Origin of the sequence: Bradyrhizobium manausense (genome assembly GCF_001440035.1) — a bacterium.
Classification (GTDB): Bacteria; Pseudomonadota; Alphaproteobacteria; order Rhizobiales; family Xanthobacteraceae; genus Bradyrhizobium; species Bradyrhizobium manausense.
Genome location: NZ_LJYG01000097.1, coordinates 119385 through 133480, shown reverse-complemented (window position 1 = coordinate 133480; position 14096 = coordinate 119385). Strand labels below are relative to the sequence as shown.

10 protein-coding genes are annotated in these 14096 nt (G+C 64.3%); 9 read left to right on the top strand and 1 reads right to left on the bottom strand.

Annotation, left to right across the window (positions count from 1 at the left end):
- Positions 1-391: 391 nt before the first annotated feature.
- The 9 genes from AOQ71_RS23640 to AOQ71_RS23600 all read left to right on the top strand — a co-directional run bounded on the left by AOQ71_RS23640 (position 392) and on the right by AOQ71_RS23600 (position 13377).
- Complete coding sequence (locus tag AOQ71_RS23640) at positions 392-3883, top strand: indolepyruvate ferredoxin oxidoreductase family protein (RefSeq protein WP_057751708.1); 3492 nt, start codon at positions 392-394, stop codon at positions 3881-3883.
- Between the two features lie 309 nt (positions 3884-4192).
- Complete coding sequence (locus AOQ71_RS23635) at positions 4193-5350, top strand: thiolase domain-containing protein (protein ID WP_057751703.1); 1158 nt, start codon at positions 4193-4195, stop codon at positions 5348-5350.
- Positions 5350-5739, top strand: coding sequence for a Zn-ribbon domain-containing OB-fold protein (locus AOQ71_RS23630; protein WP_057751693.1), 390 nt, complete (start codon positions 5350-5352; stop codon positions 5737-5739). The genes AOQ71_RS23635 and AOQ71_RS23630 overlap by 1 nt, the downstream gene beginning before the upstream one ends.
- Positions 5740-5881: 142 nt before the next feature.
- Positions 5882-6742 (top strand): MaoC family dehydratase, encoded by an 861-nt coding sequence (locus tag AOQ71_RS23625; RefSeq protein ID WP_057751689.1) that lies wholly within the window; start codon positions 5882-5884, stop codon positions 6740-6742.
- Positions 6743-6867: 125 nt separating this feature from the next.
- Complete coding sequence (locus AOQ71_RS23620) at positions 6868-7746, top strand: SDR family oxidoreductase (protein WP_057751687.1); 879 nt, start codon at positions 6868-6870, stop codon at positions 7744-7746.
- A gap of 105 nt (positions 7747-7851) precedes the next feature.
- The gene (locus AOQ71_RS23615) at positions 7852-8805 is read left to right on the top strand and encodes a dihydrodipicolinate synthase family protein (protein WP_057751685.1); all 954 of its coding nucleotides are present in this window, start codon (positions 7852-7854) and stop codon (positions 8803-8805) included.
- Positions 8806-8809: 4 nt separating this feature from the next.
- Entirely contained in the window at positions 8810-9604 is a 795-nt protein-coding gene (locus AOQ71_RS23610; protein WP_057751682.1) for an NUDIX hydrolase, read from the top strand.
- A gap of 80 nt (positions 9605-9684) precedes the next feature.
- On the top strand, positions 9685-10599 hold the full coding sequence (locus AOQ71_RS23605; protein WP_057751834.1) for a DMT family transporter: 915 nt from the start codon (positions 9685-9687) through the stop codon (positions 10597-10599).
- A gap of 90 nt (positions 10600-10689) precedes the next feature.
- Entirely contained in the window at positions 10690-13377 is a 2688-nt protein-coding gene (locus AOQ71_RS23600; RefSeq protein WP_057751673.1) for a PAS domain S-box protein, read from the top strand.
- 107 nt (positions 13378-13484) lie between these two features.
- On the opposite strand, the gene AOQ71_RS23595 is transcribed toward AOQ71_RS23600, so the two are convergent.
- Positions 13485-13838, bottom strand: coding sequence for a GrlR family regulatory protein (locus AOQ71_RS23595; RefSeq protein ID WP_057751670.1), 354 nt, complete (start codon positions 13836-13838; stop codon positions 13485-13487).
- Between the last annotated feature and the right edge of the window lie 258 nt (positions 13839-14096).

Here is a 14096-nt window from a genome sequence, read left to right as displayed (position 1 = left end):
CCTCGACAAGCGTCTTGCCGTAGGCGATCAGCTCGGGCGACGGCTCGGCGGCGGGAGCGGCCTCCGCAACCGCACTGCACAACAGCGCAACAGCCAGAATCGTCCGCATGAGAAGCCTGCTCCTGCGACCATCGGTCGAATGCCCAATCATAGCGGCGTCATGTCGTTTCGCGACAGCGGGGGTATGGTGACACAAATTGAAAATCGCCAATGTCTTTCCGGCCACGAAATTGCGTTTTTTTCCCGTCGCCGCGGAAGGTCCAGATTTGTGATGCGCCGCGTTAAATATCCGACATAGAGTGGCAGAGGTAGTCGGCGTGCCCTAGCTGAAAACAACGGGCAGGCAACGGCTTAGGCAGCCAAACGCTCAAAAGGGCGGAAGAGGACAAGAATGGGCATCAACCAGGGTCCGATCAGTCTCGATCAGAAATACACACAAGGGACCGGCCATATCTTCACCACGGGCATCCAGGCGCTAGTCCGTCTGCCCATGGCGCAGATCAGGCGCGACCGCGCCGCCGGCCTGAACACCGCGGGCTTCATCTCCGGCTACCGCGGCTCGCCGCTCGGCGGGTACGACCAGCAGCTTTTCGCCGCACGAAAGCACCTCGAGCAGTACAACATCAAATTCCAGCCCGGCGTGAACGAGGACCTGGCGGCGACCGCCATCTGGGGCTCGCAGCAGCTCAACCTCTCGCCCGGGGCCAAATATGACGGCGTGGTCGGTATCTGGTACGGCAAGGGCCCCGGCGTCGACCGCTGCGGCGACGTCTTCCGCCACGGCAATGCCGCCGGCTCCGCCAAGAACGGCGGCGTGCTATGCCTTGCCGGCGACGACCATGGTGCCAAATCCTCCACCGTCCCGCATCAGTCCGACCACGCCTTTATCTCGGCGCTGATGCCTTATCTCTATCCTTCGAGCATCCACGAGATGATCGAGATGGGCCTGCTCGGCATCGCGATGTCGCGTTATTCCGGCTGCTGGGTCGGCATGAAGGTGATCACGGAGACGGTGGAGACCACCGCCGAGATCGACCTCACCGACGAGATGAAGCCCTTCATCATCCCCAGCGATTTCGAGCTGCCGCCCGGCGGCCTCAACCTGCGCTGGCCCGACGATCGCTTCGAGCAGGACAGGCGCCTGCAGGACTACAAGGGTTTTGCTGCGATCGCCTTCGCACGCGCCAACAAGGTCAACCGCGTCACCATGGATTCGCCGAACGCCCGTTTCGGCATCATGGCCTCGGGCAAGAGCTATGAGGACGTGCGGCAGGCGCTGCGCGAGCTCGGCATCACCGAAGAGATCGCCGCTAGAATCGGTCTTCGTCTTTACAAGATTGGCATGCCCTGGCCGCTGGAGCCGGAGGGCGTGCGCCAGTTCGCCGTCGGCTTGGAGGAGATCTTCATCGTCGAGGAACGGCGCGAGATCGTCGAGAACCAGGTCAAGCAGGAGCTGTTCAACTGGCGCGACGACGTCCGCCCGCGCATCGTCGGCAAGATGGACGAGCACGACAAGCGCTTCCTGACCTTCGCCGCCGAGCTCAGCGTCGCCTCGCTTGCGACCTCGCTGACCGAACGGCTGCTTCGACTTAATCTCAACCCCGAGATTGCCGAGATGCTCCGCGCCAAAGCCGACTGGTTCAACGGCCGGCAGGCGTCCCAGATGATCCCCACGGCGCCGGTTTCTCGCACCCCTTACTTCTGCTCCGGCTGCCCTCACAACACCTCCACGAAAGTCCCTGAGGGCAGCCGTGCGCTCGCCGGCATCGGCTGCCATTTCATGGCGCTGTGGATGGATCGCTCGACCGAGACCTTCACCCATATGGGCGGTGAGGGCGTGCCGTGGGTCGGTATCGCCCCCTTCACCAACGAGAACCACATATTCGCCAACCTCGGCGACGGCACCTATTTCCACTCGGGCATTCTCGCCATTCGCCAGGCGATCGCCTCCAAGGCCAACATCACCTACAAGATCCTCTACAACGACGCCGTCGCCATGACCGGCGGCCAGCGCCATGACGGCGATCTCTCGCCGGAGAAGATCATGGCCCAGCTTCACGCCGAAGGCATCCGCGAGATCTATCTGGTCTCGGAAAACCCGGACGCCTATCCCGCCGACAGCATTGCGCCCGGCGTCAAGAAATATCACCGCGACGACTTGCAGAACGTCATGAAGATGTGCCGCGAGTACAAGGGCACCTCTGCGATCGTGTTCGTGCAGACCTGCGCCGCCGAAAAGCGCCGCCGCCGCAAGCGCGGCCTGATGGAGGATCCGGCGCGCCGTGTCATGATCAACCCGGCCGTCTGCGAAGGCTGCGGCGACTGCTCGGTGCAGTCGAACTGCATCTCGGTCGAGCCGCTGGAGACCGAGTTCGGCCGTAAGCGCGCCATCAACCAGTCCGCCTGCAACAAGGACTATTCCTGCCTCAAGGGATTCTGCCCGTCCTTCGTCACCGTGGATGGCGGCAAGCCGCGCCACCGCGCGCCGGCCGAGCTCGCCGATATCGGTGAGCTGCCCGAGCCGGCTTCGCGGCCGACGCTGGACAAGCCCTACAACATCGCCGTAGGCGGTGTCGGGGGCACCGGCGTGCTCACCATCGGCGCGCTGCTCGGCATGGCCGCCCATATCGAGGGCAAGGCCTCGATGATCCTCGACATGTCCGGCCTTGCGCAGAAGGGCGGCGCGGTGCTCAGCCACGTCCGCCTCTCGGATCATCCGGCCGAGGTGACGTGCTCGCGCATCGTCACCGGCACGGCCGATGTCGTGCTCGCTGCCGACGAGGTGGTCGCGGTCGCCAAGGACACGATCTCGCTGTGCGACACCAGCCGCACCCGCGGCATCATCAACAGCCACGTCATCCCCACCGCCGATTTCGTGCTCAACCGCGACTTCAACTTCCAGACCCGCAAGCTGACCGGCCTGCTGGAGACGGCGCTGCACAAGGATTCCGTGTTCTTCGATTTCACCAGGCCGGCCGAGCAGCTGCTCGGCGATGCCATCGCCACCAACATGATGATGATGGGCTATGCCTATCAGAAGGGGCTGTTCCCGCTGTCGGCGGAAGCGATCGAGCAGGCCATCGAGGTCAACGGGGTCTCGATCAAGATGAACAAGGAAGCCTTCCGCCTCGGCCGCCTTGCCGTCGCGGACCCTGCGCGCCTCGCCGAGATGCTGAGGGGCACGGACGAGGTTGCCGCGCCCAAGACGCTGGACGCCATGACTCTCGATGAAGTCATCGAGCATCGCGCCAAGCATCTCACCGCCTATCAGAACGGCCGCCTGGCCAAGCGCTATCGCAAGCTGGTCGATCAGGTTCGCGATGCCGCGATCAAGGGCGGCTATGGCGAAGCGCTGCCGCGCGCGGTCGCAATCAACTACGCAAAACTGCTCGCCTACAAGGATGAGTACGAGGTCGCGCGCCTGTTCTCTGACGGCGCTTTCGAGCAGCAGCTCCGCGACCAGTTCGAGGGCGACTACACGTTCAGCTTCAACCTCGCCCCGCCGATTTTGGCGTCCGGCGCCGATGCGCTGGGCCGCCCGAAGAAGCGCGCCTTCGGCCCGTGGATGCTGAAGGCGTTCCGCGTGCTCGCCAGGTTCAAATTCCTGCGCGGCACCCCCTTCGACATCTTCGGTCGCAGCGCCGACCGCAAGCTCGAGCGCGACCTGATCGCAGGCTACGAGAAGGACGTCGCCACCGTGCTCGGTCTGTTGTCGCCGGTCACGCACGACACAGCCGTCGAACTCCTCTCACTGCCCGACCGCATCCGCGGCTACGGTCCGGTGAAGGAGAAGGCCGTGGCCAACGCCAAGGCCCGCTACGCCCAGCTCGCCGCCGATCTGGCGAACCCGCCCCCGGCGCCGCGGCAGATCGCGGCGGAGTAGGGTGAGTCATGTAGGGTGGGCAAAGGCGCGCTTGCGCCGTGCCCACCATCTCTCTCGATCACGGAAAATGCGTGGGCACGCTGTCGCTTTGCCCACCCTACAATTTCCTCTTTGAAATCAACCCTCGTTCTACTGTGCATGGGGTTGTTTTCGAGAGTCCGGCTCCATTTCGTGTAAAACGAAAAGCGGCTTGTGCCGTCGGGCACACACGCCGCCCTCTCGTGAGGCGGAATATTTCCGCGCTTGCCAATCCGCGCGGTGCGGTTCAGAAAAAAGCGCGAAGAAAAAACGCGAGCGGAGACCTCTGTTTTGACCATCAAGGGCAAGGCCTACATTGCCGGGATCTACGAACACCCGACCCGGCATGCGCCGGACAAATCCACCGCCCAGCTTCATGCCGAGGTCGCCAAGGGCGCGATCGAGGATGCCGGGATCAGCAAGGACGATGTCGACGGCTATTTCTGCGCGGGCGATGCGCCCGGCGGCGCCTGGCCGATGGTCGACTATCTCGGGCTGAACACCAAAAGGCTCCGCCATGTCGATTCCACCGAGACCGGCGGCTGCTCCTACATCATCCATCTCGGCCATGCCGCTGAAGCCATCGCGGCAGGCAAGTGCTCGATCGCGCTCATCACTCTCGCGGGCAAGCCGCGCACCGGCGCGATGCCGCCGCGCGCGGCCGGCGCGGAAGCCGATTTCGAGTCGGCTTACGGTGCGACCACACACAATGCCTATGGCATGTGTGCCATGCGCCATATGCACGACTATGGCACCACGAGCGAACAGCTCGCCTGGATCAAGGTCGCGGCCTCTCATCATGCGCAATACAATCCGCATGCGATGCTCAAGGACGTCGTCACCGTCGAGGACGTGCTGAATTCGCCGATGATCTCCGATCCGCTGCATCGCATGGATTGCTGCGTCGTCTCCGACGGCGGCGGCGCGTTGATCGTGACCACGCCTGAAATCGCCAGGAGCCTGAAGAAGCCGCTGGTGCGCCTGGTCGGCCATGGCGAGGCGATGAAGGGTCCGCGGGGCGGCAAGGATCTCGATCTCACTTACTCCGCCGGTGTCTGGTCCGGCCCGCGCGCGTTCGAGGAGGCCGGCATCACGCCGAAGGACATCAAATACGCCTCGATCTATGACAGCTTCACCATCACGGTGTTGATGCAGCTCGAGGACCTCGGCTTCTGCAGGAAGGGCGAGGGCGGCAAGTTCGTTGCCGACGGCAATCTGATCTCGGGCGTCGGCAAGCTGCCGTTCAACACCGATGGCGGCGGCCTGTGCAGCAACCACCCCGTCAATCGCGGCGGCATGACCAAGATCATCGAGGCCGTCAGGCAGCTGCGCGGCGAGGCGCATCCGAAGGTGCAGGTTCCGAATTGCGATCTCGCCATCGCCCACGGCACCGGCGGCCTCTTGGGTGTTCGCCACGCCGCCTCGACAGCCATTCTGGAGCGCGTGTGATGAGCGAAGCGAGAAAATATCCAGCGCCGGTCACGAACCCCGAGACCGCTGCGTTCTGGGACGCGGCGAAATCGGGCAGGTTCATGATCAAGCGCTGCACGGCGTGCGGCGAAGCGCATTACTTCCCGCGCTCGATCTGCCCGTTCTGCTACTCCGACAAGACGGTGTGGGAGGAAGCCTCGGGCGAGGGCACGATCTACACCTACAGCCTGATGCGGAAATCTCCGACCGGTCCTTACGCCATCGGCTACGTCACGTTGAAGGAGGGGCCTTCCGTGCAGACCAATTTCGTCGACTGCGATCTCGAGAAGCTCAAGATCGGCCAGAAGGTGAAGGTGGTGTTCAAGCCAACGGACGGGGCGCCACTGCCGTTTTTTACGCCGGTGTAGGTCCTCATCCTGAGGAGCTTGCGAAGCAAGCGTCTCGAAGGATGGCCACGACAAGAAGCGTTTCGGGCATCCTCATGGTTCGAGACGGCGCAACAGCGCCTCCTCACCACGAGGATGAGAACCACCGGGAGGAAACCAAAAAATGTCCGCCAGATACGAAGAACTCAAAGGCCTGAAAAACCTCGGCCAGAAATATGCCTACACTGACCGCGAGGTGATGCTCTACGCCTACGGCATCGGTCTCGGCGCCGACCCGATGGACGAGAACGAACTCGCCTTCGTCAACGAGGGCACGCTCACGCCGCGGCCGCTGAAGGTCGTACCGACCTTTGCCTCCGTCGCGGCCTGGGGCTCGGGCCCGGGCGAGATGAATCTCAACCGCGTGATGGTGGTTGACGGCGAGCGCGACATCACCTTCCACCAGCCGCTGCCGGTCGCCGCCAACATCACCGCCGATTCCTCCGTGCTCGAGGTCTACGACAAGGGCAAGGACAAGGGCGTCGTCATCAGCCACCAGACCGTGCTGAAGAACGAGAAGGGCGAGAAGCTCGCGACACTTGTCGCCTCGCGCTTCGCTCGCGGCGACGGCGGCTTCGGCGGGCCGAATCTCACCCAGCCCGATCCGCACAAGATCCCCTCGCGCGCGCCCGACAAGACCATCGACATCGCGACGCGCCCGGACCAGGCGCTGGTCTATCGTCTCTGCGGCGACCGCAATCCGCTGCACTCCGATCCCGAGTTTGCCAGGAAGGCCGGCTTCCCGCGCCCGATCCTGCACGGCATGTGCACCTACGGCATCACCTGCCGCGGCGTGCTGCAGACCTATGCCGATTACGACGCCAGTGCCTTTCGCCAGCACGTCGCGCGGTTCTCCTCGCCCGTCTATCCAGGCGAGACTGTCACCATGGATCTCTGGAAGGACGGCAACACGATCTCGTTCGAAGCCAAGGTGAAGTCGCGCGGGGTGACGGTGATCAAGAACGGCAAGACGGTGTTAGGTTAGGCCTCGCAGTCATTCCGGGGCGCGCGAAGCGCGAACCCGGAATCTCGCGCGTTACAACCTCTGGATTCCGGGTTCAGCGCTGCGCGCTGCCCCGGAATGACAATAATAAACAGGGAGAAGCCACCATGGGACTACTCGACGGCAAGGTTGCGCTGATCACCGGCGCGGGCGGGGGGCTCGGTGAGGCCTACGCAAAGCTGTTCGCGCGGGAAGGGGCCTCGGTCGTGGTCAACGATCTCGGCGGGCCCCGCGACGGCTCCGGTGCCGATAAGTCCATGGCGCAGCAGGTGGTGGACGCGATCAAGGCCGAGGGCGGCAAGGCGGTCGCCAACGGCGCCGACATCTCCACCATGGAGGGCGGCCAGTCGGTGTTCGACGACGCCATCAGGCATTTCGGCCGCGCCGACATCCTCGTCAACAATGCCGGCATTTTGCGCGACCAGACCTTTCACAAGGCCAGTGAGGCCGACTGGGACAAGGTCATCAAGGTGCATTTGAAAGGCACCTTCTGTTGCACCATGCCGGTGTTTCGCTGGATGCGGGAAAATGGCGGCGGCGTCATCGTCAACACCTCCTCGACCTCAGGCCTGATCGGCAATTTCGGTCAGACCAATTACGGGGCCGCCAAGGGCGGCATCTGGGGCCTCTCCAACGTGCTGGCGATCGAGGGTCGCAAGTACAACATCCGGATCTGGACGCTGGCGCCGGGCGCCCTGACCCGCATGACCGCAGACCTGCCCCGCTATAAGGAGAACCCAGGTGCAGCGCTGGGGCCGGACGGCATCGCGCCGGCCGTGCTATACATGGTCAGCGATTTGTCGGGCGACCAGACCGGCAAGGTGCTGGGCGTGTCCGGGCCCCGCGGCGTGCGCGAAATGCGGATGATGGAGATGGAAGGCTGGAAGCCGCCACATACGGGCTGGAATGCCCAGGACATCGTTGCGCATGCCAAGGAGATCTTCTTCTCGGAGGAGCAGATCAAGATGGGCGCGCGGCGGTTTTAGCCATGGTCGTCCCGGGGCGCGCAACGCGCGAACCCGGGACCTCGAGATTCCGGGTTCGATGCTGACGCATCGCCCCGGAATGACGAACAAAGGGAATATTGACTTATGAAACTCACCGCCGACGCCAAGGGCACTTTCGCAATCGCGCCGACGCCGTTCCACGACGACGGCCGGATCGACGAGCGCTCGATCGACCGCCTGACCGATTTCTACGAGGAGGTCGGCTGCGACGGCGTCACGGTGCTTGGCATCCTCGGCGAGGCCCCGAAGCTCGATGCCGCCGAGGCCGAGCAGGTCGCGGTGCGCTACGTCAAGCGCGCCAGGAAGATGCAGGTGATCGTCGGCGTCTCCGCGCCGGGCTTTGCCACCATGCGCTCGCTGGCCAGGGCCTCGATGGACGCAGGCGCGGCCGGCGTCATGATCGCGCCGCCGCCCTCACTTCGCACCGACGATCAGATCGTGGGCTATTTCAAGCAGGCGGCCGAGGCGATCGGCCCCGATGTGCCCTGGGTGCTCCAGGACTATCCTTTGACGCTCACGGTGGTGTTTACGCCCGCCGTGATCCGCAAGATCGTCATGGACAATCCGAACTGCGTGATGCTCAAGCACGAGGACTGGCCGGGCCTGGAAAAGATCACGACCCTGCGCGGCTTCCAGAAGGACGGCTCGCTCCGTCCGCTCTCGATCCTCTGCGGCAATGGCGGCACGTTCCTCGACTTTGAAATGGAGCGCGGCGCCGACGGTGCCATGACCGGCTATGCGTTCCCCGAGCTTCTGATCGACGTCGTCAACCTCTCCAAGGCCGGCAAGCGCGATGCCGCGCATGACATCTTCGACGCGCATTTGCCGCTGATCCGCTACGAGCAGCAGCCCGGCGTCGGCCTGACCGTGCGCAAATACGTGCTGCAGAAGCGCGGCATCATCGCCTCCAGCGCACAGCGCAAGCCGGGCGCGACGATGACGGCGACCGCGAAAGCGGAAGTCGACTATCTCTTGTCGCGCGTCGCCCGTTTCGACAAGCGCGCCAATCTCGGCCCGCAATCCAGTGCCGCAGGTTAGTTGAATGTCCGAGACATCAGCATCACGCCCGGCTTCGACAATCCTCCTGCTGCGTGATGGCGCCAAGGAGGTCGAAATCTTCATGATGGTCCGCCATCATCAGATCGAGTTCAACTCGGGCGCGCTGGTGTTTCCGGGCGGCAGCGTCGATGCGGGCGATCAGGAAATCGTTGCCCGCGCCGATCTTTATTCGGGCGGCGAGGGCTTAAGCGAAGCTGACCGCGGTTTTCGTATCGCCGCGATCCGCGAGACGTTTGAGGAGAGCGGCATCCTGCTGGCACGGTCGAAAGGCTCGAACAGGCCTATCGATGCCAAACGCGCCGGCGAGATCGCCGAGGCGCATCGCGTCGCGCTGAACGAGCGCAAGATCAGCTTCCTGAAAATCCTCGAGGATAACGGCCTTCAGCTCGCGCTCGACACACTCGTGCCTTACGCGCACTGGATCACGCCGGAGGGCATGCCCAAGCGTTTCGACACCTGGTTTTTTCTCGCGGCTGCACCGCCCGACCAGCTCGGCGCGCATGACGGGCGGGAGTCGACCGACTCGATCTGGCTGTCAGCACGCGAGGCGGTGGAGGGCGGTCAGAGCGGCCGCTTCAAGCTGCCGTTCCCGACCACGCGAAATCTGATTCGGCTGGCGAAGCAGCCAAGCGTGAGTGCTGCGCTCGATCATGCCAAGGGGATGTCGATCGTCACGGTGATGCCGGTAATGACGAAAACCGAAAGCGGGCGGCAGCTCCGCATCCCCCGCGAGGCCGGCTATGACGGCGAGGTGTTCGAGGTCGGCGCGGTCGGCTAGAACACTTCGATACCGAACGAAGTATTGGCGACCATCGATGAGCTAGGTTCCGTCCATCGCGAATGGATGGGACGGATCAGATGGATGCCAGGCAGGACACCAATATCGCCGTCGAGCTGGCGCTGCTGGTCGCGCTCGCAACCCTCTGGGGCGGCTCCTACACCTTCATCAAGCTCGGCGTCGCCACCATCCCTGCGGTCACGCTGATCGCCGCGCGCACGACGGTTGCGGGCCTGTTACTGCTCGCGGTCATGTGGGCGAGGGGCATCAGCATGCCGACGGATGCCGCGACCTGGCAGCGCTTCGCGTTCCAGGCCGTGCTCAACAGCGTCATTCCATGGACCCTGATCGCCTGGGGCGAACGCCATGTCGATGCCGCGCTCGCCACCATCCTCAATTCGGCCGGGCCCATCTTCACCTTCCTGCTCACCGCGATCATCACCCGCCATGAGGCAACGACGCCGCGAAAGCTGTTCGGCGTGGTCGCGGGCATGGCCGGCATCCTGCTGATCGTCGGCGTCGATGCGTTCCGCGAGATCGGGCGCGGCCTCGTTGCGGAGGCGGCAATCGTCGCCGCCACCATCTGCTACGCCTGCGCCGCGATCTTCGGCCGCAGCTTCAAGGGCCTCGATCCCATGGCGCCCGCCGCCGGCTCGCTGCTGGCGGGCGCGGCCGTGCTGATCCCGGCTTCGCTCCTGCTCGAGCAGCCCTGGACGCTGTCGCCGTCGCTAAGCTCCGTCCTCGCGCTGCTCGCGCTCGCGGTATTCTCGACCGCAGCCGCCTTCGCGATCTATTTCCGCCTGATCCAGACCCTCGGCTCGGTCGGCACCACCGCTCAGGCTTACCTGCGCGTCCCCATCGGAGTGGCCATCAGCGTCGCCTTCCTCGGCGAGACCCTGAGCCGGACCGCATGGATTGGCCTCGCCTGCGTCGTCCTCGGTGTCGCCGCCATGACGATCCCGGGGCGGCGGGCGGCCGTCGCTAAACCATCATGAAGAACAGCCCCTTCCGGCCCGTGGAGGCATGTTCCCCCGGAGGGGCGATACAGCGTATATTGGGGGCGTATGGAGTCCGGTTCCGCCCCAATGTCCGCCGAAACGCCACCGAATCCGCCGCCGAAGCGATCATTTTCGCTATCGATCGGCCAGATGACGTATGGCAGCTTCATCCTGGTGCTGGCGGTGATCATCGTCACCTCGACTGCGAGCGTGATCGCGATCCGGCACATCGATGCCACCTTCGCCGAACTCCAGCGGCTGCAAAGCGTCGGCGATCTCGCCGAAGACATCGACCGCCGCATGAACGATTTGCGGCTCGCCGCGCGTGACTTCGTCACCGATCCCGGCGCCGGCATCCAGTTCAAGCAGGTCGGCGAGGCCGCATCGACGCTGAGCGACATCCTCAAGAAGACCCGGATCGAGCTCGCGCCCGAGCAGCAGGACATGATCGACGGCGTCTCCGAGCGGCTCGCGACCTATCGCAGCGGGCTGGATCGGATATCGACCCTGATCGATCGCCGCGCGCAACTGCTTGCCGGGCTGCCCCCGCTGCGCGACCAGTTCGACGCGGCGGTCTCCGAAAGCGGGGACCGTGATCTCGCCGCGCGCCTGTCGGAAGCCCAGAGCCGGATCGCGCTTGGGCTGCTCGCGCGCAATCCCTCGGCGGCCGAACAGGCCGCCCAGAGCATGCGGACGATGAACATTGCCGATGGCAAATTGAAGACGGCGGTGAACAATTACGCCGATGCCATCATCGCTGTCGCCGTGCGCGAACGGCAGATCGCCGATATCGACCGCGAGGTGCTGGGCACCGAGGGCCGGCTGATCGGGCGGGTCACCGAATTGCTGCGCGACGTCAGCGACCGCCGTGGCCATGTGCTGTCGCGCGACTTTGCCCGGACGCTGGCGGAGGCCCGCTGGCAGAGCATCGTGCTAGGCAGTATGGGCGTCTTGATCGGTATCCTCGCCGCCGTCCTCGTGGTGGGGCGCACGGTGCGGCCGCTGGCGCAGATCGCGCGCTCCATCCGCGCGCTTGCGGCTGGCGTGAAGGATACGTCGATCCCGTCGGCCGATCTCAACAACGAGATTGGCGATATCGCACGCGCGGCCGAAGTGTTCCGCCGTGCGCTGGAGGAGGCCGATACGGCCCGCGAAGCGGCGGTGCGCGCGCTCACCGAGCAGCGGCTGGCCGAAGAGAGCTACCGAAAACTGTTCGAGGGCTCGGTCGACGGCATCTACGTGACGACGCCGGCAGGCGATCTTCTCAACGCCAATCCGGCGCTGGCGCGGATGATGGGCTATGACAGTCCGCAGCACCTGATCGACAGCATCAACGACATCGCCCACACCATCTATGTCCATCCCGAGGCGCGCGCGGAATATCAACGGTTGATGCATCGCGACGGCATGGTGCGCGAGTTCGAGTATCAGGTGCGCCAGCGCAGCGGCGACATCCTCTGGCTTTCCGACAGCGCAACCGGCGTGCGGGACGAGCAGGGCACGATCGTCCGCTACGAGGGCACGCTGCGCGACATCACCGACCAGAAGCGGGCGGAAGATGCCATCGCCGAAGGCCGGCGCCTGTTGCAGCAGGTCATCGACACCGTGCCCGCGGTCATCAACGTCAAGGACCGCAATCTCCGCTACGTGCTGATGAACCGCTATATGGCCGGCATCTTCGGCATCGAGCCCGGTGATGCGCTCGGCCGCACCACCGCGGACCTGATGTCGCGCTATGGCGCTGCCAAGACCGACGAGAACGACAAGCGAGTGCTGAGCCAGCGCAAGGGGCTCGGATTCTACGAGGAGGAATACAAGGACGCCTCCGGCAACATGCGGCAATGGCTGGTCAACAAGCTGCCGCTGCTCGATGCCGAGGGCGAGATCGAGCGGATCGTCACCGTGGCGCTCGACATCGGCGAACGCAAGCGCGGCGAGCAGGAGATGCGCAAGGCCAAGGACGCCGCCGAAACCGCCTTGCGCAATCTGCGCGAGACCCAGGCCTCGCTGATCGAGGCGGAGAAGCTCGCCGCCCTCGGACGCCTGGTCGCCGGCGTCGCGCACGAGGTCAACAATCCCGTCGGCATCAGCCTGACGGTCGCCTCTGCGCTCGAGCGCAAGACCGCCATGTTCAGCGCCGAGGTCGAGCGCGGCGAGCTTCGCCGCTCGACGCTCAACGACTATCTCAACACCAGTCGCGATGCGTCCTCGCAGCTCGTCTCCAATCTGAATCGTGCGGCCGAGCTGATCCAGTCATTCAAGCAGGTCGCGGCCGATCGCAATTATTCAGACCAGCGCACCTTCGACCTCGCCGACCTCACCGAGCAGGTGGTGATGAGCCTGCGCCCGGGCCTGCGCAAGCAGAACCTGACGCTCAACGTTGAGTGCCAGCCCAATCTGACCATGAACAGCTATCCCGGCCCGTACGGCCAGGTGCTGACCAATCTGTTCCTGAATTCGGTGGCGCACGCTTTCCCCGACGGACGTCCCGGGATCATCGACATCCAGGTGCGCGAGTCCGGCAAGGACAATGTGGAGGTCATCGTCTCCGACAATGGCTGTGGCATGAGCCTCGATGTGCGGCGCCGCGCCTTCGATCCGTTTTTCACCACGCGGCGCGACCAGGGCGGTACCGGTCTCGGATTGCACATCGTCTACAGCATCGTTACCAACCGGCTCGGCGGCCGGCTCGATCTCGATTCCGAGCCTGGCGGCGGCACGCGCATCCAGATGATCTTGCCGCGCGTCGCACCACTGGAGCAGGCCGCAGAATAGTACGCGCGAGAGGCTTTCCCGTTCCGATGGAATCGGAATGGGGCTCTAGATTCTTGTTTTGACGAGTTTTCTTGACGCGAACCGGTATCCACTTCGCTCGAAACGCTTTAATCGACGTCGACGAGCTTGTGCAGGGTCGCGCCGAAAATCAGGCTGGCCTTGCCGACCAGCGCCGTTCCCGTCATCTCCGCACGAGTATCGGTGTAGGTCCCGCTGACGCCGATGCCAACAGGGGCAGGGCCACCGAACAGCGGATTGTCATCGCCGCGCGGCGTGGTGTGTCGTTGCACCAGCACCTCGCCCTTGAACGTGTGGTCGTCCTTCACCACGTAGCGGCCGGTGTAATAAAGGTAGGCATCGCCGCCAAGGATCTTGCCGTCGCGAAAAAGAATCACGCCGCTGCCTTTCCCGACTCGACCATCGAGCAGGCTCACGTGAATCGAATAGAGGCCGTTCTTCATAACGTCCCATCGGCCGGCCACCATCGCCCAATGGCGTCACCGGTGAAGCTTTTATGCCAAAGCGCAACCCCTCGCGCAACGCGGCAATTTTGCCGGCGGTGTCCTGTGCCGGCATGCGACCCGTAGTCGTCCCGGCTTGTCTGTAATGCAGATATGACGGTCTGATCATGCAGCGAGGCCAGTCGTTGCGAATCAGAGTTGGCCCGCGAAATGCATAACCATTGTTGCACTGGCCGCGGGGTGCTGGAGCAAGACGAA

Coding starts and splice junctions, on each gene's coding strand:
- AOQ71_RS23615 (WP_057751685.1), top strand. CDS start 7,852: ATGAAACTCACCGCCGACGCCAAGGGCACTTTCGCAATCGCGCCGACG.
- AOQ71_RS23600 (WP_057751673.1), top strand. CDS start 10,690: ATGTCCGCCGAAACGCCACCGAATCCGCCGCCGAAGCGATCATTTTCG.
- AOQ71_RS23605 (WP_057751834.1), top strand. CDS start 9,685: ATGGATGCCAGGCAGGACACCAATATCGCCGTCGAGCTGGCGCTGCTG.
- AOQ71_RS23630 (WP_057751693.1), top strand. CDS start 5,350: ATGAGCGAAGCGAGAAAATATCCAGCGCCGGTCACGAACCCCGAGACC.
- AOQ71_RS23595 (WP_057751670.1), bottom strand. CDS start 13,838: ATGAAGAACGGCCTCTATTCGATTCACGTGAGCCTGCTCGATGGTCGA.
- AOQ71_RS23625 (WP_057751689.1), top strand. CDS start 5,882: ATGTCCGCCAGATACGAAGAACTCAAAGGCCTGAAAAACCTCGGCCAG.
- AOQ71_RS23640 (WP_057751708.1), top strand. CDS start 392: ATGGGCATCAACCAGGGTCCGATCAGTCTCGATCAGAAATACACACAA.
- AOQ71_RS23610 (WP_057751682.1), top strand. CDS start 8,810: ATGTCCGAGACATCAGCATCACGCCCGGCTTCGACAATCCTCCTGCTG.
- AOQ71_RS23620 (WP_057751687.1), top strand. CDS start 6,868: ATGGGACTACTCGACGGCAAGGTTGCGCTGATCACCGGCGCGGGCGGG.